This is a genomic window from Halarcobacter sp. (assembly GCF_963675975.1).
Classification (GTDB): domain Bacteria; phylum Campylobacterota; class Campylobacteria; order Campylobacterales; family Arcobacteraceae; genus Halarcobacter.
On sequence record NZ_OY780939.1, the window covers coordinates 687,653 to 709,000 of the forward strand.

Consider the following 21,348-nt stretch of genomic DNA (forward strand, 5'->3'; position numbering starts at 1 on the left):
AAATTAAGTTTAATATAAGATATCAAAATGTATACTTTCATCATCTAAAGGAAAAAAATTATCTTTTGATATAAATTACAAGGAGTGATTATGGCTTGCGATACAGGTGCAAAACCAATAGAAAAAAAAGAAGAATCAAGTGAAAATCAAAATATTATAGAAAATAAAAAGGAAGAAAATATGAGTTCAAGTTTAGTATTAAGAAAAGTACCAGAATTTAAAATGGAAGCATACGATGCAAAATCAGGACACTACACAGAAGTAAGTAGTGAAGACTATAAGGGTAAATGGCATGTAGTTTGTTTTTATCCAGCAGACTTTACATTTGTTTGCCCAACAGAGATTGCAGCAATGAATGCAAAATATAATGAATTTCAAGAGTTAGGTGTAGAGATTTTAGCTGTATCAACTGATACAAAATTTTCTCACAAAAGATTTGTTGAAACTGAACCTTTATTAAAAGGATTAAAACTTACAATTGGTGCAGACTCTACAGGTGCAGTAAGTAGAGCATTTGGTGTTATGATTGAAGAAGAGGGTATTGCATTAAGAGGAAGATTCTTAATCAATCCAGAAGGAACAGTAGTAGCTCAAGAGGTTCAAGCTCCAATGGTTGGAAGAAATGTAAATGAGTTCTTAAGACAAGTAAGAGCTTGGCAACATGCTGAAAAAACTGGTGAGGTTTGTCCTGCTGGATGGGTACCTGGTAAGAAAACACTTCCAGTTAACACTGATGTAGAGCAAATGACAGGTAGAGTTGGTGATTATATCACTGTTGAAGAGATTATGTCATAAAAAAAGGTTAGTTTTTACTAACCTTTTTTAAATGGAGTAAATATGAAAATTTTAATAAGCCTATTTTTATTTATTAATTTAGCTTTTTCATCAAGTTTAAAAATTGGTGATGATTTATCAAGTCTAAAAGTTGAAGATCAATTTGATAAAATACTAGAAATAAATAAAAATATTAAAAAAATAATAATAGTTTTTTCAAAAGATAAAGGGGATGAGATAAAAAGTTTTTTAGAAACAAATCCAAACTATTTGAAAATAAACAATGCTTTATATTTTGCAGATGTTAGTGATGCACCAGGATTTGTTACAAATTTATTTATGGTTCCAAAATTTAAAAAATACGATTATTCTATTGGACTAATAAGAGATGAAAAAGTAGCTGAAAGTTTTCCTAAAAAAGATGAAAATAACTTAACAATTATAGAACTAAAGGAAAACAAAATCTCCTCTATCAAATATGAGAAAAACCTAAAATAGGTTTTTCTCTTTTAGCTTAATACTTGCGGTCATAAATTAACTTGTTACTAACTAAAATTTACAGACCGCAACTGTTAGGCTACAAATATTATCTTTTGTAATAAGCTGTTAAAGTTGACTTCTCAATTGTATGACTGTTAAGATAAAACCCAACAACTGCAGGATTTGTTTTTTCATCTAATTCAAGTTTATCAACATCAAGAGCGTGAATTGTAAACTCATATCTATGAGCTTTATCTCCTACAGGAGGACAAGCCCCACCAAAACTGTTTGTTCCATAGTTATTTAAACTTTGAATAATATCTTTATGAGGTTTATTTCCAAATCCCTCTTCAAGCTTTGAAACACTTTTAGGAATATTAAAAACAACCCAATGCCAAAATCCTGAACCTGTTGGTGCATCAGGATCATAAACAGTTAATGCAAATGATTTAGTTCCTTTTGGTGCATTTTCCCAAGATAAATCAGGAGATATATTCTCTCCACTACATCCAAAGCCATTGAACTCTTGTTTTTTTCCAAATTGTCCTGATACAGTTTCACTTTTTAAAGTAAAACCCTCTGCTAGTAATAAACTAGAACTTAAAGTTAAAATTGCAAATAATTTTTTCATATTCACTCCTATTTTTATTTATTTAATTTATACCCTGCACCATAAATATTTTCAATTGAGTCTTTAGGAAGTTTCTTTCTAAGACGTTTGATTATATCTTTTAATTTTGTACTGTTTTCTAAATCAATAATATCATCCCATAAGTAAAGTGCAATCTCATCACTTGAAAAAACTTTATCTTTTTTTGAACTAAGTAGTTCTATTAAAAGTGTTTCATGTTTTGTGAGTTTTATTTCATTGTTTTCAAAAAAGAGCGTTTTTGCACTTTTATTCCATTTTAAACCATTTTTCAAACTTAGGTATTCATTTTGATTGTTTAATTGTTTAAACTGCTTTGTAGCTTCATTTAAAGCCTCTTTTAATTCCATTCTTGAAATTGGTTTAGGAAGATATTTTGTTAGATTTAATTCTGCTGCAAACAATAATTTATCTTGTTCTAAGTGAGCCGTTAGGATTATAACTCTTGTTAAAGTATCCTCTTCTCTTATTTGTTTTGTTAATTCAAGTCCATTTAGTATGGGCATATTTATATCTAGTAACATAATATTTGGTTTATATTTTTTGTAAGATTCTAAAGCCTCTTTTCCATTTGAAACAACATAAACCTCTTTAAAATATCTTTTTAGATATCTGCCATAGTTTTCCCTTGTTTCTAATTCATCTTCAGCATACAAAAGAGTTAAACTATTCATTCTCTTCCTTTGATAAAATAATAGAAAATTTAGCTCCTAAATTTTCATTTTCAACTTTTAATTCCCCATGCATAGATTTTTCAACAATCATTTTTGCCATACAAAGACCATGTCCAGTTCCTTGTGAATGCGGTTTTGTTGTAAAATAAGGATCAAAAATTTTTTCAAAAAACTCTTTTGGAATCCCTCCACCATTGTCGCTTATTTCTAAATAAGCCTTGTTATCAACTGTTCCTATAAAAATTTTGATTTTTGGATTTTCTATTTTATTATCTACTAATACATCTTTTGCGTTATTAAGTATCACTAAAATTGCTTGGATAAACTCTTTTTTTATACCTACAATTTTTGAGTCCTCTTGAATCTCAAATTTACACTCAATTTGTTTTGATTCAAAAAGTTTATAAACAAGACCAAAAGCTATATCAAAAGCCTCTTTTATAAAAAATACCTCTTTTTCATCATTTGGTTGTAAATAGTTATTAAAACTTTCAATAGTATCTGACATATAAAAGGTAAGTTTTTCTATCTCATTTAGATGCTCTTCAAGTTTTTCACTATCTAATTTTTTATCTTCAAAATCTGCTTCTATATTTGCTACTACTGAGTTTATTTGTGATAGGGGTTGTTTCCATTGATGAGCTATATGAGCTAAAGTTTCTCCAACTGCCGCAAGTTTTGATTGGGCAATTAAAAGTTTATCTTTATCTCTTAATTCATTTAGTTGTTTATTTACCTCTTTTTCTAGTTTTTTATTATAACTGATTTTTGAGATTATAAAAAAAACTAAAGCCAAAGCAAAAATTATAAATATAAATACATAATGTTGATTTTGAATCGCTATATCAAACATTAGTAATCACATCTATTTTATAACTTTTTGTAGTGCTTCTACAATAGCTTTTGATTCTAAAGATTTGATTTTATCTTCTAGTGATTGGGCAGTTTCATTATTAGAAATATCTAGCTTTTTTTGCAAAATATATTCACCCTCATCATAGTTTTCATTTACAAAATGAATAGTACAACCAGACTCTGTTTCTTTATTTTCAATTACTGCTTTATGTACATTTGAGCCATACATACCTTTTCCACCAAATTTTGGTAAAAGTGCTGGATGTGAATTTATGATTTTATTTTCATAAGCACAAATAAGATTTTTCTCTAATTTTTTCATAAATCCTGATAAAAAAATAAAATCAACTTTAAACTCAAGCATAAGATTTGTAATCTTCTCATCTAAGTTTTCATCTGGAAATTTTTTTGCATTTATTATAAAATTTGGTATATTTTTATTTTCTGCTTTTTTTAATACATTTGCATCACTATTATTTGATATTACAAGTACAACTTGTCCATCTAAAATTTTTTCTTCACACGCTTTTTGTATAGTTTCAAAGCCACTTCCATTGTGTGAGGCTAAAATCCCAATTCTTTTCATTTTTTTCCCTATAAATTTATGAGGCGAATTATAACAACATTTTTTTAAATCCCAAAACTCTATTTTAATCTTTGAGAGTGAGTTAAGGCTATTGCTATTGCATCTGTTATATCTAGTGGTTTTATCTCTTTTTTTATTCCAAGTAATCTTTTTACCATAAAAGCCACTTGCTCTTTTTGAGCTTTTCCATTTCCTGTTACTGCTTGTTTTACCTGTAAAGGTGTATATTCTGCAAAATTACCAAACTCTTGTAAAACTTTTAAAGAGATTGCCCCTCTAAATTGTGCTAGTTTTATTACTGTTTTTGGATTAAAAGCATAAAACATATCTTCTATGGCAACTTCATTAATTTCATATTTTTTAAAAATCATATCAAGTCCTTCACACATCTCTACTATCTGCTCTTGAAGAATTTTTGTTTTTATTTTAATCAACCCAGCTTCTATTAATTTCACATTATTTCCCACTTTTTCAATAACTGCATATCCACAGTTTCTTGTTCCCGGGTCAATTCCTAATATTTTCAACTTTTCACATTTCCTTAGATTTAAACTTTTCACATTATGTAAGTGCTTTATAATGGTACATTTTACATAAATATTCACTTAAGTTCAAAAAGTTCTTCACATTATAAAATTTTTTTATTCACCTGTGAAAAACTTTTAAAGTTTATTTAGATATAATCTATCAATTTATATATAAAGAGTAAGTATTTAATGACAAGCAAAGAGTTTTTAACTATTATTAAAAAAGAAGCTAATCCAACAGATTACAAAAGATATCTAAAACAATTAAGCTACAAAAAAATTTCTTCTGATGACAAACTAGCAGTATTTGAAGTTTCAAACAGATATTTAGCATCTTGGATAAAAAGTAAATACAAGCCTTTAATTCAGCACTGTTTCGAAATCTATGATGGAACAAAACCAGACATTGAGATAAAAATAACAGGTGAAAAGAAAAGTAAAAAAGAGATTATTTCAGAAAAAGCAAAAAGTGAAGCTACTGAAAGTACTATATTAAACCCTTCATATACCTTTGATTCTTTTGTTTTAGGAAGCTCTAACCAAATGGCATATAACGCATCTTTGGCAGTTTCAGAAAAACCAGGTATTCAGTATAATCCCCTATTTATCTATGGTGGAACTGGACTTGGTAAAACTCACCTTTTACAATCAATTGGTAATGATGCAATTGAAAAAGGTAAAACAGTAATCTATGTAACAATTGAACAGTTTATGAATGATTTTACATTTTCTATTAAAAATAAAAATATGGAACATTTTAGAAGTAAATATAGAAAATGCGATGTTTTACTAATAGATGATATCCAGTTTTTAAGTGGAAAAGAGCAAACTCAAGAGGAGTTTTTCCATACATTTAATGAACTTCATAATGCTAAAAAACAAATTGTAATGACTTCAGATAGACTTCCATCTCAAATTGCAGGTTTAGTTGATAGATTAAAATCAAGATTTGAATGGGGATTAACAGCAGATATCCAAATTCCGGGGCTTGAAACAAAAATTGCTATTATTGAAAAGAAAAGTGAATTAAATGGAATTAATCTAAGTAGAGAAATTGTAAACTATATTGCAACTAACTTAGATAACTCTATTAGAGAGATTGAGGGTGTTTTAATTAAATTAAATGCCAGTGCATCACTACTTAATCAAGAGATTAATTTAGAACTTGCACAAAATCTTTTAAAAGAACAAATTAAAGAGAAAAAAGAAAATATAAAATTACCTGATATAATATCCCTTGTTGCAAATGAATTAAATATTAAACCAAGTGATATAAAATCTAAGAAAAGAACCGCTACAGTGGCTAATGCCAGAAGAGTAGTAATATATCTTGCTAGAGAATTAACTCATAACTCTATGCCAGATATTGCAAAATTTTTAGGTATGAAAGATCATAGTTCAATATCTAAAAATATTCAAAAAACAAATGAGTTAATAGAAACGGATGAAAACTTCAAATTAATCATCCAAAATCTAAAAAATAAGATCATACATTAAGGAGTGGAAAAAAAAGTTTAAAGTTAAAGTGTGAAAAGGTGTGAACTATTAATGATGTTTATTCACATACACAAAGTGCCTAAAACAGATTGTTTAAATAAAGTTTTCATCTTTTCACATTGTCTACTACTTCCACTAATTAATATAAATAAATAGGAGCTAATAAATGAAGTTCATAATAACAAAAAGCATATTTGAAAATATTGTTTCATCAATGCAACCTTTTTTAGAAAAAAAAGATGCAAGTTCTATTACTTCTCACATATACTTAGAAGTAAATGATTCTAAATTAACATTAAAAGCAACAGATTACGAAATAGGATTAGAATGTTCTATTGAATCTATTACTGAAGCTATATATGGAAAAGCAACAGTAAATGGTTCTAATCTATTAGGTATTATTAAAAGATTAAAAGATGCAGATATCATAATTGAAACTGCTGATAATAATCTAATTATCAAACAAAACAAATCAACATTTAAATTACCAATGTATGATGCTGATGAATATCCATCACTAATGTTACAAAATGATTTAAAAAATTTAGAAATTTCTACTATTAATTTAATTAATTCTATTAGAAAAATTACTCCTGCAATTGATAACAATAATCCTAAATTTGAATTAAATGGTGCTTTAATTGATATTAAAAGTTCAAAAATAAATTTTGTATCTACTGATACTAGAAGATTAGCTATTTCTCATTTACAAAATATCTCAAATGCTGAAGCTCAATTTATTATTCCTAAAAAAGCAATTATTGAAATTCAAAAACTATTTTTAGATGATGCAAATATTATGTATGATGAAAACAATCTAATTGTTTCTAATTCAAATATGAAATTTTTTACTAAACTAATAAATGGTAGATTCCCAGATTATGAGAGAATCATTCCTCAAAGTTTAAAATACAATATGACAATTCCAAAAAGTATGTTAGTGGAATCTATTAAATTAGTAACTTCATTATTCTCAAATATTAAAATTACTTTTAGACCACACTCTATTGTATTTGAATCTTTAGATGAAGATACAGAATCAAAAACTCAAATTGATATTGAATTAAATATTGATCAAGAGTTTTATCTTGCAGTAAATGCAAAATATATGCTTGACTTTTTAAGTCAAACAAACAACGAAGATGTTAAGATTGGATTTAATGAATCAAATTTACCATTCTATTTAGAAGATGAAAAATTCTTTACAATTGTAATGCCAATCGTTTTAGAAAAATAAATTTAAAGAAGGAAATTTATAATGAGTCAACAAGAATACGGCGCTAGTAATATTAAAGTCTTAAAAGGTTTAGAAGCTGTAAGAAAAAGACCAGGGATGTATATTGGTGATACAAACATCAATGGTTTACATCATATGGTTTATGAAGTTGTAGATAACTCTATTGATGAGGCTATGGCAGGTTTCTGTAAAAATATTAAAATTACTATGACAAAAGATCATTGGATTAGAGTTGAAGATGATGGTAGAGGTATTCCTACATCGATGCACCCAACAGAAAATATGAGTGCAGCTACAGTTGTTTTAACTGTACTTCACGCTGGTGGTAAATTTGATAAAGATACATATAAAGTATCTGGTGGTCTTCACGGGGTTGGTGTATCTGTTGTAAATGCACTTTCTAAAGATCTTAAAATGACAATTTACAGAGAAGGTAAAATTCATTATCAAGAGTTTTCAAAAGGTATTCCAAAAGCACCTTTAGAAGTAATAGGTGATAGCCCAAGAAAAACAGGTACTACAATTGAATTTTTGGCTGATGATTCAATTTTTGAAGTAACTCAATATGAATTTGCTACATTAGCAAAAAGATTTAGAGAAGTTGCATACTTAAACTCATTTATCTCTATTACTTTAGAAGATGAAATTAGAAAAACAAAAGAGGTTTATCATTTTGAAGGTGGTATTAAACAGTTTGTTGAAGATATAAATAAAGAAACTGCTGTATCAGATGCAGTTGCTTTCTCAGAAAGAGTTGAAGATGTAGAAGTAGACATCGCTGTTATGTATAACTCTACATATACAGAAAAAACTCTATCATTTGTAAATAATATCCGTACTATCGATGGTGGTACTCACGAAGCTGGTTTTAAAGCAGGTCTTACTAGAAGTATTGTTAAATATGTTAATAATAATGCAAATGCAAGGGAAAAAGATACTAAAATTACAGGTGATGATGTAAGAGAAGGTCTTATTGCAGTTGTATCTGTAAAAGTACCAGAGCCACAATTTGAGGGTCAAACAAAAGGTAAATTAGGTTCATCATATGTAAAACCAATTTGTCAAAAATTAACTTCAGAAGTATTAGATAAATATTTTGAAGAGAATCCTGTACAAGCTAAAGCTATTATGGATAAAGCTTTAATGGCTGCACGTGGTAGAGAAGCAGCTAAAAAAGCTAGAGATTTAACTAGAAAAAAAGATGCTATGACAGTTGGAACACTTCCAGGAAAACTAGCAGAGTGTCAAAGTAAAGACCCAGCAGTTAGAGAGTTATACCTGGTGGAAGGGGATTCTGCAGGTGGTTCAGCAAAACAAGGTAGAGATAGAGTTTACCAAGCAATTTTACCTCTAAAAGGTAAAATTCTAAATGTTGAGAAATCAAGACTTGATAAAATTTTAAAATCTGATGAGATTAGAAATATGATTACAGCTCTTGGTTGTGGTATTGGTGAAGATTTTGATGAAGAGAAAATTAGATATCACAAAGTAATTATTATGACCGATGCCGACGTTGATGGAAGCCACATTCAAACACTTTTATTAACATTTTTCTTTAGATTTTTAAGACCTATTGTTGAAAAAGGTTATTTATATATTGCGCAGCCACCATTATTTAGATATAAAAAAGGTAAAAATGAAACTTATCTAAAAGATGAAACAGCATTATCAAATTTCTTAATCGAAAATGGTGCAGAGAGTTTTGAATTTAATGGATTAGGTGTAAACGATTTAATTGACTTATTTAAAACAGTTTCAAGATATAGAGGTATGTTAAGTCAACTTGAAAAAAGATATTCTTTAATTGAAGTATTAAAACATCTTGTTGAAAATCCAGATTTAGTTAAATTGGAACAAAAAGAGCTTTATGAAGTGGTTAAAAACTTTATTGAAGACAAGGGTTATAATATCTTAACTAAAACGATTACAGAAGAGTATATTCAATTATTCGTACAAACAAATGAAGGTTTAGAAGAATTAGTAATAGATGATGAATTATTTGCATCACCATATTTTAGTGAAGCTACATATATTTACTCAAAACTTGTTGAGAGAGATATCTCAATGTTTGAGGGTAGAGATTTAGTTGAAGTTTTAGAAGAGATTGAAGGTTTAGCTAAAAAAGGTGCATATATCCAAAGATATAAAGGTCTTGGTGAGATGAACCCTGAGCAACTTTGGGAAACAACTATGACTCCTGAAGATAGAAGACTTTTAAGAGTAAATATTGAAGATGCTGAAGCTGCAAGTGATACATTTACTTTATTTATGGGTGATGAAGTTGAACCTAGAAGAAACTACATTGAAGAACACGCAAAAGACGTAGAACACTTAGATGTATAATTAAAAAAGAGGTCTTTCCTCTTTTTTACTTTCCTATCAAATATTCTCAATATATTTGGAGACTTATGAAAAATAAAAAATTTTTATCTTATGAAGCAAAGATAATTTTGGCCATAATATTAGTTATTTCTTTTGTATTATTGCCTTTTAGTATCTCTGATTATCTTTTTTCTTATGAAGATAATTTAAAAAATCTTTATTATAAATATTTAGATAAATATCCTTTATGGATAGATATGCTAGTACTTATTTCACCTGTAATAATATATATATTAATATCACAAATAAGAAAAAATCGATCAGATTATAAAGAAGATATTATTTATAATGTAAAATGGAAATGGGAATGGTCAAGAAATGATATTGTAAATTTACAATGTTTTTGCCCAACTTGTGGTGAAGAGCTTTATTATGAAAGTTTATATAATGACAATAATTTAAAACTACAAAAATTAGATTTTATTTGTGATAAATGTAATAAGGTAGTAACATCAATTCCCTATAGTAACAATGTTTCAAGATCATCTTTAAATATTAAAAAAGAGATAGAAAGAGTAATTAGAAAAAAAATGATGAAAAAATAATTATATATTTAATATAATAAAATATTTTTTATGATAAAATTTTATTATATTAAGGAAATTAAATGAATTTTTTAAAATATTTTTTAGTTTTGTCACTACTTTTTGTGCAATTATTTTCTTCAGATTTAAAAAATGATGAAGATATTCCTGCAATTGTTAGTATAGATTGGTTAAAAACAAATTATAATAATCCAAATTTAGTAATAGTTGATTTAAGAGATACACAAGAGTATCTTAATGGACATATAAAAAATGCAGTAAATATACCAGGTTTAAAATCTTTATTTGATGAAAAATTTATGATGCCTAAACTTGATTTTCTAAGAAATTTAATGAGTAATGCTGGCATTGACAGTACTAGTAAAGTTGTAGCTTATGATAATGGTGATTTTATTTGGGCTGCAAGATTTTATTGGATTTTAGAAACCTTAGGGCATGATGATGTAGGAATTTTAAAAGTGGCATATGGACCACTTGTAGAAAAATCATTCACTATTTCTACTGAAGAATATAAACCAGAAAAAAAAGAGTTTATACCAAGAGTTGATAATGAAAAAATCCAAACTAAACTTAGTACACTTTTAGCAATTGGTAAAAAAACTATAATAGATGGTAGAAAAAAATCACATTATGAAGGGAAAGAATCTTTAGCTAAAAGGTTTGGTCATATTCCAACAGCTAAAAATTATGCTTGCACACAAAACTATCAAGTGTCTGAAAATGGCAATATAATGAAAGATTTAAATCAATTAAAAGAGGTTTATAAAGACGTATCAAAAGATAAAGAGATAATTCTTTATTGTGACGGTGGAGCAGAAGCAGCATTAAATTATATTGTACTTCAAGAATTGGGTTACAATGTATCTGTTTATGATGGTTCTTGGCTTGAATGGGGGAATGATAAAGAAGTTCCCATAGAAAATCCATCAAAGTAGTTTAAAAGATGCAATATAAAGGCTCTATTAAAAAGCGATTAACAGCAATAATTGTTTCAGTTACAATTTTAACTGCGTTAATAGGTTATAGTAGTTTTGTATATTGGTATATGACTAATCAATATAACAATGTATTAAAACTTTCAAAATCAGTAGCTTTAGTTTTAGGGCAAGATATTGCAAAACTAGTATTATTAAATGATATTTCAGTTGCAGCAGATATAACTACAAAATTAAAATCTTTTAAAACTTTAGATTCAATGGTTTTATATAAATTAGATAATACTCCTATTTTACAATATTCTAAAAATGAAAAAAGTTTTGTAGCTGATAAATTACCTGATGAAAAAAACAGACAAACTACTATTGATACTCAATTTTTAAAACTGTATGTAGACGCAAAGTACCAAAATAATCATTTAGGATATATTCAATTTAAATTTTCAATTCAATCTATTTATGATGTAATAAAAAAAGATATCTATTCTATCTTAACTATTTTATTTATTATGTTGATTTTTTCTTATATTCTAGCAACTATTTCATCAAGAAGATTTACAAAACCTATTTTAAAACTTGTTACATTTTTGGAAAATGTTGATTTCTCACACTCTTTAAATAAAGAGATCCATACAAAAGAAAATAATGAATATGGTAAATTATATAATGAAGTAAATATTATGTTAGATAGGCTTGAGAAAGCTAAATTAGAACTTCAAATAGCAGCTGCAGCATTTGATACACAAAATGGTATGGTTATTACAGATAAGTATCAAAAGATTTTAAAGGTTAATAAAGCATTTACAAATATCACCGGATATACAGCCCAAGAGGCTGAAGGTAAAACTCCAAGTATATTAAAATCAGGTATTCATGGTGAAGAATTTTACAAGAAAATGTATAAATCTTTACAAATAAATCATTTCTGGATGGGAGAAATCAATAATAAACATAAAGATGGAACGGTTGTAAATGAGTTATTAATTATCCACTCAATATTAGATGATAACAATGAAGTTTTATATTATGTAAGTTCATTTAGTGATATAACCTTACAGAAAAAAGCAGAGGCAGAGTTAAAGCTAAAAGAAGAATTATTAATACAAAAATCAAAAATGGCTTCTATGGGGCAAATGCTTGAGAATATAGCCCATCAATGGAGGCAACCTTTATCTATCATCTCTACAACATCAAGTGGGCTTTTATTGAGAAAAGATATGGGTATGGAGATACCAAAAGAGGATGAAGTTGCAGATTTAGAAAAAATAGGAGATACAGTTAAATATTTATCTCAAACAATTGAAGATTTTAGAAACTATTTTAATCCAAATAGAAATAAAGAGTTATTTAATTTAAAAGAGTGTTATGAAAAAACACTAAAACTTTTAAATACTAAATTTAGTGTATTAAATATCAAAGTAATACAAAGGCTTGAGGATGTAAATGTATTAGGTTATGAAAATGAGTTTACACAAGTTATTATGAATCTTTTAAATAATACAAAAGATGTTCTTGTTGAAAAAAATAAAGAAAATAGACTAATGTTTGTTTCTATTTATAGAGATGGAAACAATGCAATTTTTTCAGTAAAAGATAGTGGAGGAGGAATCCCTTCACATATTATGGATAAAATATTTGAACCATACTTTACAACTAAAGGTAAAGAGAAAGGTACAGGTATAGGTTTATATATGTCTAGAGAAATTATAGAAAAGCATATGGATGGTAAACTTAAACTTCAAAATAAAAAATTTATTTATGAAGAAAAAGAGTTTATTGGTGCCCATTTTAAAATCATCTTACCTTTAAAACAAAAAAATAAAAAATAAATCTCTTACATTTTGTAATTAAATTAAATAAGATTCTTTTTTTTAACTATACTTTCACAAATAATAAAAGGAAAATATAGTGAATATATGTGGAATTGAATTAAAAAGTAACCAATTATTAATAGCAACATTCAACGAAAATGAATATATAGATTTAAAAACAAAAAAAATAGTATTAGAAGATGATGAAAATCAATTAAGTATAAGAGAATTTTGTAACCAATTCTTACTTTTTTTAGAACAAAATAATATAGAAAAAGTGTATATTAAAAAAAGAGCAAAAAAAGGTAATTTTGCGGGTGGTGCAGTTACTTTTAAAATGGAAGGATTAATTCAACTAAATCCTTTATGTGAAGTTGAATTAGTTTCAGCTCAAACTATCTCAGCTTTTGAAAAAAAGAATATTATAGAATTTCCAGAAAAGTTGATGAAATACCAAGAACAAGCTTTTTTAACTGCATATTCTCAATTATAAAATATATTTAGCTTAAATATATTATTTTTTAATATAGATAAAATAGCTATAATATTCTAACTCGCAATAAAAGGGATTTTATGAATGAGCAAGAATCAATAGATAAAATTGAATTAGTATATTTAACAAAAGATGATCATGAAGATATCGTAAGACTTATGGAAGATGAGTATAGATATCTTGACGATTCTGTATGGACTCAAGAAGAGTTTTATTCACTTATAGAAAAATTTCCTGATGGACAAGCAGGGATTAAAATAAATGATGAATTGGCTGGCTTTGCTTTAAGTATTATTGTTGATTATAATAAGTATGATGATACACATAGTTATAAAGAGATTACAGGGAATTACTCCTTTGATACCCATGATGATAATGGAGACTTACTTTATGGGGTTGATATTTTTATAAATAAAAAATTTAGAGGTTTAAGGCTTGGAAGAAGGCTTTATGAGTTTAGAAAAGAGCTTTGTGAAGAGAAAAATTTAAAAGGTATTATTTTTGGTGGAAGGATTCCAAACTATTCAAAATATGCAGATAAAATTTCACCTAAAGAGTACATTCAAAAGGTTAAATCAAGAGAGATTTATGATCCAGTATTAAATTTTCAATTATCAAATGATTTTTATGTAAAAAGGGTTATTAAAAACTATCTTGAAGGGGATATCCATAGTAAAGATTATGCTTGTCTTTTAAGATGGGACAATATCTATTATTCAAAACCAACAAAAGAGCCTATGTCTGAAAAAAGAGTTATAAGACTTGGACTTATCCAATGGCAAGTAAGACCCTATAACAATATTGAAGAGGTATTAGAACAAGCCGAATATTTTGTAAACTCTATCTCTTCATATAGAAGTGATTTTGCCCTATTTCCTGAGTTTTTCAATGCTCCACTTATGGCAAAATACAATCATTTAAGTGAAGCAGATGCAATTAGAGAACTTGCAAAATATACTCCTCAGTTTGAAGAGGAGTTTTCAAAACTTGCAATCTCTTATAATATAAATATTATAACAGGAAGTATGCCTCAACTTGTTGATGGGGTTTTATACAATGTTGGGTTTTTATGTAAAAGAGATGGTACCGTTGAAAAATATTCAAAAATACATGTAACCCCAGATGAAGAAAAAGTTTGGGGCTTAAAAGGTTCAAATGAGATTAGAACCTTTGACACAGATTGTGGAAAAATTGGAGTTTTAATCTGTTATGATTCAGAGTTTCCAGAGTTAAGTAGACTTCTTGCTAAAGATGGAATGAATATTTTATTTGTACCATTTTTAACTGATACTCAAAATGGATACTCAAGAGTTAGACTTTGTGCCCAAGCAAGGGCAGTTGAAAATGAGTGTTATGTTGCAATTGCAGGTTGTGTTGGAAACTTACCAAAAGTTGCCAATATGGATATTCAATATGCACAATCAGCTGTATTTACACCTTGTGATTTTGCATTTCCTGCAAATGGAATAAAAGCAGAATCAACACCAAATACAGAGATGATTTTAATAGCTGATGTGGATTTAGAACTTTTAAATGAACTTCATAATATAGGAAGTGTAAATAATCTAAAAGATAGAAGAACAGATATTTATGATGTAATTAGAAAATAAAAGGATTTTTATGTTCAAAATTAAATCTTTAGACCATTTGGTTCTAACTGTAAAAGATATCGATAAAACAGTAGAGTTTTATACAAATATTTTAGGTATGGAAAAAGAGATTTTTAAAGAAACAAGAATTGCTTTAAAATTTGGACATCAAAAAATAAATCTACACCAACTAGGAAATGAGTTTGAGCCAAAAGCAAAAAATGTAAAAGAGGGAAGTTCTGATTTGTGTTTTATTAGCGAAACTAGTGTAGAAGAGTTTAAAAAGCATATTGAAGATAATAAAATAGAAGTTATTGAAGGACCTATAAAAAGAACTGGAGCAATGGGTGAGATAAACTCTATTTATCTAAGAGACCCAGATGGAAACCTAATAGAGGTTTCTAACTATATTTATAAAATATAACTAAACTAATATAAAAATATATTAGTTTAGAAATCCTATAACAATAGGTAATAAAATAGCAGTAAATATACCACAAAGTCCCATTGCAAGTGCTCCAAATGCTGCTGCTTTTTCTCCCATTTCTACAGCTCTTGCTGTACCAATTCCGTGAGAGATTAATCCAAGAGCAAAACCTTTTGAAGTATCATGTTTTATTTTCATAACTTTAAATACCAAACTTCCAAAAAGTGCCCCAATAATTCCTGTAATAATCACAAATCCAACTGCTAAAGATGGAATTGCTCCAATTTGTTCAGAAGTTATAATTGCAATTGGTGCAGTAATAGATTTTGTAGTCATTGATAACATTGTACTTATACTTGCATCTAAAGACCAAAGCAGTAAAAGTGCAATGAATACTGAAAATGTTCCAGCAACAAAAAGTGTTATAACAATTGGAAGAAACAAAGACTTGATATATTTTAAATTTTTATATAAAGGTAAAGCCAAAGCAACCGTTGCAGGTCCTAAAAAGAAGTGTATTATCTCAACAGATTTAAAATACTCTTTGTATGAGGTTCCTGTTATTAAAATCGCGCTCATAATAAAAATATATGCAATTACAATTGGTTGTAGCAAAGTGTGTTTATTGGCTTTCTCATAAATTATAATTCCTAATTTGTATGAGCCTAATGTAAAAATCAACCAAGTTAGAGGAGTTGATGTAATATATTCTACTAATGCATCATAATTCATTTTTTTTCTCCTTCTTTGTTGTCATAATATCTATTAATTTTGCACTAAATGCAAGAGCAATTAATGTTCCAAAAAATAGAGAAATAACAATAGCCCAAAACTCTTTTGAAATAGTGTCTACTTGTGTGATAATTCCCATTGCAGCAGGTATAAATAAAAGTGGTAAATATCTTAAATGTAAAAACGCTGCATTATCAAGGGATTGAAAACTACTTTTTTTAATAATAAGAAAAAATAAAAGTAGAACCATACCAATAACAGGACCAGGAACTATCAAATCAAAAAATCTCACTACACATCCTCCAAGAAATTGGAAGATTAGTAGTGTTATCAAACCTTTTAACATAAATATTAGTCTTTAAACAGTTGGTAAATTGAACAAAAGTCCTCTTCACCTTTACCATCTTTTTTCATTTTTCCAAATAACTCTTTTGGAACGGAAGCTGTAAATAGTGGCTGATTTAAACTATATGCTAAATCTTGTAATGTATGTAAATCTTTATAAATAGCATTATTTGAGAAGTGTGCAGAAAAATCCTCTTCTAATAGTTTTTGAGTTTTAGCTTTTAAAACTAGTGATTGCCCACCACCAACTCCAAGAATCTCTAATAATGAACTTTTTTCAATATCACAAGCTTCACCTAAAGCAGTACATTCTGCAATTGTAGCCATAAATGAACCTAAACATAGGTTATTGATAAGTTTCATTTTTGAAGCTTTTCCTTCATCTTTTAAATAAAATATCTCTTTACCAATTTTTTCTAATAAAGGTTTGCAAGCATCAAAAGTCTCTTTTTTACCAGCTGTTACAATAGTAACTAAACCTTGTAAAGCTGGTGCTACACTTCCAAAAATTGGTGATTCTAAATATTCACCCTCTTTTTCATCTACAAGTTTGTGAAACTCTAATACTTTTTCATAGTGATTTGTTGTTAAATCTATAATTGTTTTTCCTGTTAAATCAGCACTTAATAAACCATTTTCCATTTTAAATATATTTTCAACAGCACTTGATTCAAATAAACACATAAATACAATATCACATTTTTCAATTAATTCTTTTGGTGAATCAACAATTGGGTAACCTAAATGTTCAACTTTCGATTTTGTTCTATTATATACAGTTAACTCTTCACCCATATCTGTAAGTCTTTTTGCAATAGCAGTTCCTAAATTTCCTAAACCTATAAATCCTACACTCATAATCTTCCTTTCTTTTTTTAGAATTATAGTTAAATTTATTATAAATCTTATTTAGAACATATAAGAAAAAAATTATTAAATTAAAATTTTTACTCTTTGGAATAATATATGCATATATTTTTTTTGAGGAGTTTATAATGAGTATAAATGAAAAAACTATTTTTGAACAAATTAAAATAGCTATTACAAGCGATAATATAAAGATACTTAGAAAGCTTTGTGACTCTGCAGATATGAATGTTCGTAGAGCTTTGGCTAAAAACAAAAATATTGATGAATTTATTGGAAATAAATTACTTTTTGATCCAGTGCTAAATGTATCATATCAAGCTTCATTAAATCCAAATACAACACAAAAAAGAGTTTTTGATGAAAAAATCTTAACTCAATGTGTAAAATGTGATGTAGATGAATTAAAATTAGATTGTGCTAATTGTCCCCATTCTAAGTAATAATTGTATTTAAAAGTATTGAACTACCAATACAAAATAGAATAAATCCAGATATGTTTTCAATATGATTAGAATGCTTATCTAAAAAGTTTTTGCTTTTTTTATTTGTAACTAAATAAACAATAAATATATCCCAAAAAAGTACAGCAAAAAACATCCAAGCGGCATAAAATGATTGAACAAAAAATGGGGTACTATTTTGAATAGATATTGAAAACATTGTAAAATAAAATATTGAGTTTTTTGGATTTAAAATAGCTGAAAAAAATCCCATTGAAAAATATTTTAGAATATCTTGTTTATTTTTCTTTTTCTCAATTTTTTCTCCAAAAAGATCTCTTTTTTGAGATTTTAATAATAAAAAACCAATATATAAAAGATAAACAGAACCAAGAATTTTTATAATAGTAAAAATAAACTCATTGTTTTTTATAAGAGTTATTCCAAATAGTGCAAGCAAAATATATACTAAGTTTGCAATAGCAATACCAGTAGAAGTGATTACTCCACTAAGTTTTCCATATTTTGAAGAGTTTGAGAGTATTATAAAAAAGTCTACTCCAGGACTTAAAAGTGCCATAAAATGTGCTAGAGCTAGGGCTAAAAAACCCATTAAATAAATTTCCATCTAATTCCTTTTAAAAAAGAAATTATAAGTTATTGATTTTATTTAGTCTTGTACAAAATTGAGTTTATATTGATTGGGTGTAGTTGCAACTATTTTTAAAAAATTTCTGTGAAAATGACTTTGATCTGCAAATCCACACTCTAAAGCTGTATCTACTAAAGAGTTTCCTTTTTTTAGATACTCTTTTGCTTTATTTATTTTTTCATTTATTAAATAAGCATGGGGAGTCATATTTAGTTTATTTTTAAATAGTCTAATTATATAAAATGGATTTAAATCAAATTTGTTTGCTAAGTGATTTAAAGAGATATTCTCTTTATAGTTTTTTTGAATATATTTTTGTACTTGCGAAAATTTTAAATCATCTTCATTACTTGGAGTTTTATGGAAATCATTTATGTAGGTTTTAAATAATTTTGTAAAAAACAGTATTAAATCTTCCTCTTTTTCTTCATAGGTTATATTAGTAAACATTGTTTCACACAAGCTTTTAAACTCTTCATATATATTTTTATCATCTAAAAAGTCTTTATCAAAGGGTATAAACTCCTTTATATCTTCACAAATAGTTTTTTGAATACCATAACACCAATTTTCATCTAAATAGAGCATATAATAAAGATTTGGAGTTTTATCTATAGGGTTACATGAGTGAATCTCATTTGGATTTACTAATGCTAACATTCCAATATCAAAATTATAGATTTTATCTTTATTTGTATATATAGTTTCACCTTTTATATTTATTCCAATAGACAAGGTATCATGTAAATGTTTTTTATAATGTTTTGTATTGTTTGAATATCGAAGTTCCAAATATGGTAAGTTTTCATCTGTAAAAATTTTAGTGAATATTTTTTCTTTCATATATAATTATAATCATTTTATGATTTATTTATGTTTTAGAAAGGAATAAGCTTTTTATATGTTTATATAAGTAATAATTACAAAAAAAGTAAAATATTTTTTACTTAAATTTATTGAATGGAATTAAATATGCATTTTTTGCATAAAAAGAGAAAAAAATGGGTAAACAATATAAACAATTAACAAAAGAAGATATAGATTTTATAAAAAAGCAAAAGTTATTTTATATCGCTTCTTGTAGTGATGCAGAAGTAAATCTATCACCAAAAGCTTATGATAGTATTGCAATTGCAGCAGAAGATACTATACTTTTTTTAAGTTATCCAGGAAGTACTAATAGAACACAAAAAGATGTTTTAAATGATGGTAAAATTACACTCTTATTTAATGCTTTTGAGGGAGATCCTTATCTTTTAAGAATATTTTGTAAGGCAAATATAATAGATAAAGATAGTGACAAATTTCAAGAATATTTAAAATACTTCACTTTAGAAAATCAAAAAGTAAGAGATATTTTTGAGTTTAAAATCCAAAATATAGAATCTAATTGTGGTTTAACTGTTCCTATTATGGAATATAAAGGTGATAGAAAATCTTAAGAGTCAAAATTAGCTCCATAGGTTTTTATTCCTATTTTTTTTAATGCATAGGTCATATCTATGGTAAACTTTTGATTAGACATTACAAATACTGCTTCAGGATTATAATGTTTTACTGCTTTGAGTGCTAAATTTATATAGTTATCAGTTTTAAACCCTTTTAACTCATCACTTGTTGTATCTAAAATATGTAAGCCAATCTCCTGATTAGATATACTTTGAGTAAGTTTTGATAATAATTCAGTTGAAAACTCTTTATCTTGTGCTCTTCCAATCCAAATCACATCCATTTTTGTTTTTTTATTTAATACCATACAAGGAATTATTGGAGCAATTCCTCCTCCTGTAACTATTATTAGAACATGGTCATAAACACTGTGATTATACATAAAGCCTTTGTTTCTTTGTTTTTTTATACTACACTTACTTAAAGTGTGATTGCCTTTATTTAAATCTTTAACTATTTTTTTTGTTCTATCTCCTGCAGGGGTGATATATAGTGTTCTATTTTTTAAATCATTAAAATTTATCATAGAGTCACCAAAGGGATGATAATATCCATTTGCTAAGGTAATTTTTGAATAAGTACCAAAAGAAGGTTTTCCAGAAATCTCTATTCCAATTACATGTGGTGCAGTATGAACTATTTTTGGATATATTCTTTTTGTACCTATCCAAGGTGTTATTAATAACAAAACAATTATACATATTAAAATAAATTGAGGCTTATGTAAAGTGTCAAGAAGGTTGAATCCTAAAACAAAGTTTATTTGTAAATAATAGATTGTAAGTAAAAATATAGCAATATAACCAAAATATCTATGAATATTTTCAAAGGTATTATGATACTTTCTTCTAAAATATGCTAAAGATGTTCCAATTATTATTATAAATAAGATTAAAAGATTAACTCCAATTGAAAGATATGCAGCTGGTACTTTTTCAAGGGCATAACTTAGATGAACAGAAAACCAGACTAGTGCAGAAATAGCCATCATTTTATGTAAATAACCAATTGAATTTGATAATTGGTGAAATACATAATATTTCCCTTTTGCACCTATTATTTCAAATAATATAGAGTTCACAGTATGATTTCTTGCTAGTATTGTTATTAATAAAGAAGTGATTGCAAATAATGATGCTGTATCAATTTTATCTGAGGATTTGAAAAATATTAAAAAAAATAGTAGATTAATAAAAAAAGATACTAAAAACCAGATTATAAAACAATTTTTCTCATTATAGGCCTGTCTTAGTAACCGTGACTTTAAATCAAAAGTATATTTTGTAGGGTTTTTTATAAATTTATCAATCTTAGTGTTAAAAGCATTATATAACATAAGATTAACTGATTTTTTCATTGATTACCTTTAAAATATGTTTTATAATCATATTAGAAATAT

The 21,348-nt window shown here is 26.8% G+C and carries 24 protein-coding genes; 13 read left to right on the forward strand and 11 right to left on the reverse strand.

The annotated features are described in order from the left end of the window. The first annotated feature begins 90 nt into the window (after positions 1–90). Both ACKU3H_RS03340 and ACKU3H_RS03345 read left to right on the forward strand, forming a co-directional pair. Positions 91–795 (forward strand): peroxiredoxin, encoded by a 705-nt coding sequence (locus ACKU3H_RS03340; protein WP_320035559.1) that lies wholly within the window; start codon positions 91–93, stop codon positions 793–795. Between the two features lie 42 nt (positions 796–837). Further along, positions 838–1,272, forward strand: a complete 435-nt coding sequence (locus ACKU3H_RS03345) for a hypothetical protein (RefSeq protein ID WP_320035560.1) — start codon at positions 838–840, stop codon at positions 1,270–1,272. An 88-nt stretch (positions 1,273–1,360) separates the two neighbouring features. Here the strand turns inward: ACKU3H_RS03345 and ACKU3H_RS03350 are convergent, their stop codons facing one another. Genes ACKU3H_RS03350 through ruvC form a run of 5 tightly spaced genes read right to left on the reverse strand, consistent with a single transcriptional unit; the run spans position 1,361 to position 4,545 of the window. Then, on the reverse strand, positions 1,361–1,885 hold the full coding sequence (locus ACKU3H_RS03350; RefSeq protein ID WP_320035561.1) for a YbhB/YbcL family Raf kinase inhibitor-like protein: 525 nt from the start codon (positions 1,883–1,885) through the stop codon (positions 1,361–1,363). 14 nt (positions 1,886–1,899) lie between these two features. Next, entirely contained in the window at positions 1,900–2,577 is a 678-nt protein-coding gene (locus tag ACKU3H_RS03355) for a response regulator transcription factor (protein ID WP_320035562.1), read from the reverse strand. Beyond that, positions 2,570–3,430, reverse strand: coding sequence for a HAMP domain-containing sensor histidine kinase (locus ACKU3H_RS03360; RefSeq protein WP_320035563.1), 861 nt, complete (start codon positions 3,428–3,430; stop codon positions 2,570–2,572). Before ACKU3H_RS03360 ends, ACKU3H_RS03355 begins: the two co-directional genes overlap by 8 nt. A gap of 12 nt (positions 3,431–3,442) precedes the next feature. Then, positions 3,443–4,018: a phosphoribosylglycinamide formyltransferase gene (gene purN / locus ACKU3H_RS03365; RefSeq protein WP_320035564.1), complete on the reverse strand. Its 576-nt coding sequence runs from the start codon at positions 4,016–4,018 to the stop codon at positions 3,443–3,445. Between the two features lie 59 nt (positions 4,019–4,077). Continuing rightward, positions 4,078–4,545 (reverse strand): crossover junction endodeoxyribonuclease RuvC, encoded by a 468-nt coding sequence (ruvC, locus tag ACKU3H_RS03370; RefSeq protein ID WP_320035565.1) that lies wholly within the window; start codon positions 4,543–4,545, stop codon positions 4,078–4,080. A gap of 189 nt (positions 4,546–4,734) precedes the next feature. Here ruvC and dnaA point away from each other — a divergent pair, with 189 nt between their 5' ends. The 9 genes from dnaA to ACKU3H_RS03415 all read left to right on the forward strand — a co-directional run bounded on the left by dnaA (position 4,735) and on the right by ACKU3H_RS03415 (position 15,458). After that, the gene (gene dnaA, locus ACKU3H_RS03375; RefSeq protein ID WP_320035566.1) at positions 4,735–6,042 is read left to right on the forward strand and encodes a chromosomal replication initiator protein DnaA; all 1,308 of its coding nucleotides are present in this window, start codon (positions 4,735–4,737) and stop codon (positions 6,040–6,042) included. A gap of 166 nt (positions 6,043–6,208) precedes the next feature. Further along, entirely contained in the window at positions 6,209–7,279 is a 1,071-nt protein-coding gene (gene dnaN / locus ACKU3H_RS03380) for a DNA polymerase III subunit beta (RefSeq protein ID WP_320035567.1), read from the forward strand. 21 nt (positions 7,280–7,300) lie between these two features. After that, positions 7,301–9,622, forward strand: coding sequence for a DNA topoisomerase (ATP-hydrolyzing) subunit B (gene gyrB / locus ACKU3H_RS03385; RefSeq protein WP_320035568.1), 2,322 nt, complete (start codon positions 7,301–7,303; stop codon positions 9,620–9,622). Positions 9,623–9,687: 65 nt separating this feature from the next. Beyond that, positions 9,688–10,206, forward strand: a complete 519-nt coding sequence (locus ACKU3H_RS03390) for a hypothetical protein (protein ID WP_320035569.1) — start codon at positions 9,688–9,690, stop codon at positions 10,204–10,206. 62 nt (positions 10,207–10,268) lie between these two features. Further along, complete coding sequence (locus ACKU3H_RS03395) at positions 10,269–11,141, forward strand: rhodanese-like domain-containing protein (RefSeq protein ID WP_320035570.1); 873 nt, start codon at positions 10,269–10,271, stop codon at positions 11,139–11,141. An 8-nt stretch (positions 11,142–11,149) separates the two neighbouring features. Further along, positions 11,150–12,970 carry a PAS domain S-box protein gene (locus ACKU3H_RS03400; RefSeq protein ID WP_320035571.1) on the forward strand — a complete coding sequence of 607 codons (1,821 nt, stop codon included), beginning with the start codon at positions 11,150–11,152 and terminating at the stop codon, positions 12,968–12,970. A gap of 79 nt (positions 12,971–13,049) precedes the next feature. Then, positions 13,050–13,445 (forward strand): DUF3010 family protein, encoded by a 396-nt coding sequence (locus ACKU3H_RS03405; RefSeq protein ID WP_320035572.1) that lies wholly within the window; start codon positions 13,050–13,052, stop codon positions 13,443–13,445. A gap of 80 nt (positions 13,446–13,525) precedes the next feature. Further along, on the forward strand, positions 13,526–15,055 hold the full coding sequence (locus ACKU3H_RS03410) for a carbon-nitrogen hydrolase family protein (RefSeq protein ID WP_320035573.1): 1,530 nt from the start codon (positions 13,526–13,528) through the stop codon (positions 15,053–15,055). Between the two features lie 10 nt (positions 15,056–15,065). Continuing rightward, complete coding sequence (locus ACKU3H_RS03415; RefSeq protein WP_320035574.1) at positions 15,066–15,458, forward strand: VOC family protein; 393 nt, start codon at positions 15,066–15,068, stop codon at positions 15,456–15,458. A 21-nt stretch (positions 15,459–15,479) separates the two neighbouring features. Here ACKU3H_RS03415 and ACKU3H_RS03420 read toward each other — a convergent pair whose 3' ends face one another. The 3 genes from ACKU3H_RS03420 to ACKU3H_RS03430 are packed head-to-tail and all read right to left on the reverse strand — an operon-like array spanning position 15,480 to position 17,396. After that, on the reverse strand, positions 15,480–16,193 hold the full coding sequence (locus ACKU3H_RS03420; protein ID WP_320035575.1) for an LrgB family protein: 714 nt from the start codon (positions 16,191–16,193) through the stop codon (positions 15,480–15,482). Then, positions 16,183–16,485 carry a CidA/LrgA family protein gene (locus ACKU3H_RS03425; RefSeq protein WP_320035576.1) on the reverse strand — a complete coding sequence of 101 codons (303 nt, stop codon included), beginning with the start codon at positions 16,483–16,485 and terminating at the stop codon, positions 16,183–16,185. Before ACKU3H_RS03425 ends, ACKU3H_RS03420 begins: the two co-directional genes overlap by 11 nt. A 59-nt stretch (positions 16,486–16,544) precedes the next feature. Next, on the reverse strand, positions 16,545–17,396 hold the full coding sequence (locus tag ACKU3H_RS03430) for an NAD(P)-dependent oxidoreductase (RefSeq protein ID WP_320035577.1): 852 nt from the start codon (positions 17,394–17,396) through the stop codon (positions 16,545–16,547). Between the two features lie 137 nt (positions 17,397–17,533). Here ACKU3H_RS03430 and ACKU3H_RS03435 point away from each other — a divergent pair, with 137 nt between their 5' ends. Further along, positions 17,534–17,848 (forward strand): hypothetical protein, encoded by a 315-nt coding sequence (locus ACKU3H_RS03435; RefSeq protein WP_320035578.1) that lies wholly within the window; start codon positions 17,534–17,536, stop codon positions 17,846–17,848. Here ACKU3H_RS03435 and ACKU3H_RS03440 read toward each other — a convergent pair. Both ACKU3H_RS03440 and ACKU3H_RS03445 read right to left on the reverse strand, forming a co-directional pair. Continuing rightward, positions 17,841–18,476: a LysE family translocator gene (locus ACKU3H_RS03440; RefSeq protein ID WP_320035579.1), complete on the reverse strand. Its 636-nt coding sequence runs from the start codon at positions 18,474–18,476 to the stop codon at positions 17,841–17,843. The genes ACKU3H_RS03435 and ACKU3H_RS03440 overlap by 8 nt on opposite strands. 42 nt (positions 18,477–18,518) lie before the next feature. Next, positions 18,519–19,343 (reverse strand): AraC family transcriptional regulator, encoded by an 825-nt coding sequence (locus ACKU3H_RS03445; protein ID WP_320035580.1) that lies wholly within the window; start codon positions 19,341–19,343, stop codon positions 18,519–18,521. A gap of 158 nt (positions 19,344–19,501) precedes the next feature. Between ACKU3H_RS03445 and ACKU3H_RS03450 the strand changes: the two genes are divergently transcribed. Next, positions 19,502–19,942 (forward strand): pyridoxamine 5'-phosphate oxidase family protein, encoded by a 441-nt coding sequence (locus ACKU3H_RS03450; RefSeq protein ID WP_320035581.1) that lies wholly within the window; start codon positions 19,502–19,504, stop codon positions 19,940–19,942. On the opposite strand, the gene ACKU3H_RS03455 is transcribed toward ACKU3H_RS03450, so the two are convergent. Next, positions 19,939–21,306 carry a hypothetical protein gene (locus ACKU3H_RS03455; protein ID WP_320035582.1) on the reverse strand — a complete coding sequence of 456 codons (1,368 nt, stop codon included), beginning with the start codon at positions 21,304–21,306 and terminating at the stop codon, positions 19,939–19,941. The genes ACKU3H_RS03450 and ACKU3H_RS03455 overlap by 4 nt on opposite strands. Positions 21,307–21,348: the final 42 nt, after the last annotated feature.

What these genes read in the sequence shown, in the direction of transcription:
- ACKU3H_RS03340 (WP_320035559.1), top strand. Translation starts at nt 91, where the DNA reads ATGGCTTGCGATACAGGTGCAAAACCAATAGAAAAAAAAGAAGAATCA.
- ACKU3H_RS03345 (WP_320035560.1), top strand. Translation starts at nt 838, where the DNA reads ATGAAAATTTTAATAAGCCTATTTTTATTTATTAATTTAGCTTTTTCA.
- ACKU3H_RS03350 (WP_320035561.1), bottom strand. Translation starts at nt 1,885, where the DNA reads ATGAAAAAATTATTTGCAATTTTAACTTTAAGTTCTAGTTTATTACTA.
- ACKU3H_RS03355 (WP_320035562.1), bottom strand. Translation starts at nt 2,577, where the DNA reads ATGAATAGTTTAACTCTTTTGTATGCTGAAGATGAATTAGAAACAAGG.
- ACKU3H_RS03360 (WP_320035563.1), bottom strand. Translation starts at nt 3,430, where the DNA reads ATGTTTGATATAGCGATTCAAAATCAACATTATGTATTTATATTTATA.
- purN (WP_320035564.1), bottom strand. Translation starts at nt 4,018, where the DNA reads ATGAAAAGAATTGGGATTTTAGCCTCACACAATGGAAGTGGCTTTGAA.
- dnaA (WP_320035566.1), top strand. Translation starts at nt 4,735, where the DNA reads ATGACAAGCAAAGAGTTTTTAACTATTATTAAAAAAGAAGCTAATCCA.
- dnaN (WP_320035567.1), top strand. Translation starts at nt 6,209, where the DNA reads ATGAAGTTCATAATAACAAAAAGCATATTTGAAAATATTGTTTCATCA.
- gyrB (WP_320035568.1), top strand. Translation starts at nt 7,301, where the DNA reads ATGAGTCAACAAGAATACGGCGCTAGTAATATTAAAGTCTTAAAAGGT.
- ACKU3H_RS03390 (WP_320035569.1), top strand. Translation starts at nt 9,688, where the DNA reads ATGAAAAATAAAAAATTTTTATCTTATGAAGCAAAGATAATTTTGGCC.
- ACKU3H_RS03395 (WP_320035570.1), top strand. Translation starts at nt 10,269, where the DNA reads ATGAATTTTTTAAAATATTTTTTAGTTTTGTCACTACTTTTTGTGCAA.
- ACKU3H_RS03400 (WP_320035571.1), top strand. Translation starts at nt 11,150, where the DNA reads ATGCAATATAAAGGCTCTATTAAAAAGCGATTAACAGCAATAATTGTT.
- ACKU3H_RS03410 (WP_320035573.1), top strand. Translation starts at nt 13,526, where the DNA reads ATGAATGAGCAAGAATCAATAGATAAAATTGAATTAGTATATTTAACA.
- ACKU3H_RS03415 (WP_320035574.1), top strand. Translation starts at nt 15,066, where the DNA reads ATGTTCAAAATTAAATCTTTAGACCATTTGGTTCTAACTGTAAAAGAT.
- ACKU3H_RS03420 (WP_320035575.1), bottom strand. Translation starts at nt 16,193, where the DNA reads ATGAATTATGATGCATTAGTAGAATATATTACATCAACTCCTCTAACT.
- ACKU3H_RS03430 (WP_320035577.1), bottom strand. Translation starts at nt 17,396, where the DNA reads ATGAGTGTAGGATTTATAGGTTTAGGAAATTTAGGAACTGCTATTGCA.
- ACKU3H_RS03435 (WP_320035578.1), top strand. Translation starts at nt 17,534, where the DNA reads ATGAGTATAAATGAAAAAACTATTTTTGAACAAATTAAAATAGCTATT.
- ACKU3H_RS03440 (WP_320035579.1), bottom strand. Translation starts at nt 18,476, where the DNA reads ATGGAAATTTATTTAATGGGTTTTTTAGCCCTAGCTCTAGCACATTTT.
- ACKU3H_RS03445 (WP_320035580.1), bottom strand. Translation starts at nt 19,343, where the DNA reads ATGAAAGAAAAAATATTCACTAAAATTTTTACAGATGAAAACTTACCA.
- ACKU3H_RS03450 (WP_320035581.1), top strand. Translation starts at nt 19,502, where the DNA reads ATGGGTAAACAATATAAACAATTAACAAAAGAAGATATAGATTTTATA.
- ACKU3H_RS03455 (WP_320035582.1), bottom strand. Translation starts at nt 21,306, where the DNA reads ATGAAAAAATCAGTTAATCTTATGTTATATAATGCTTTTAACACTAAG.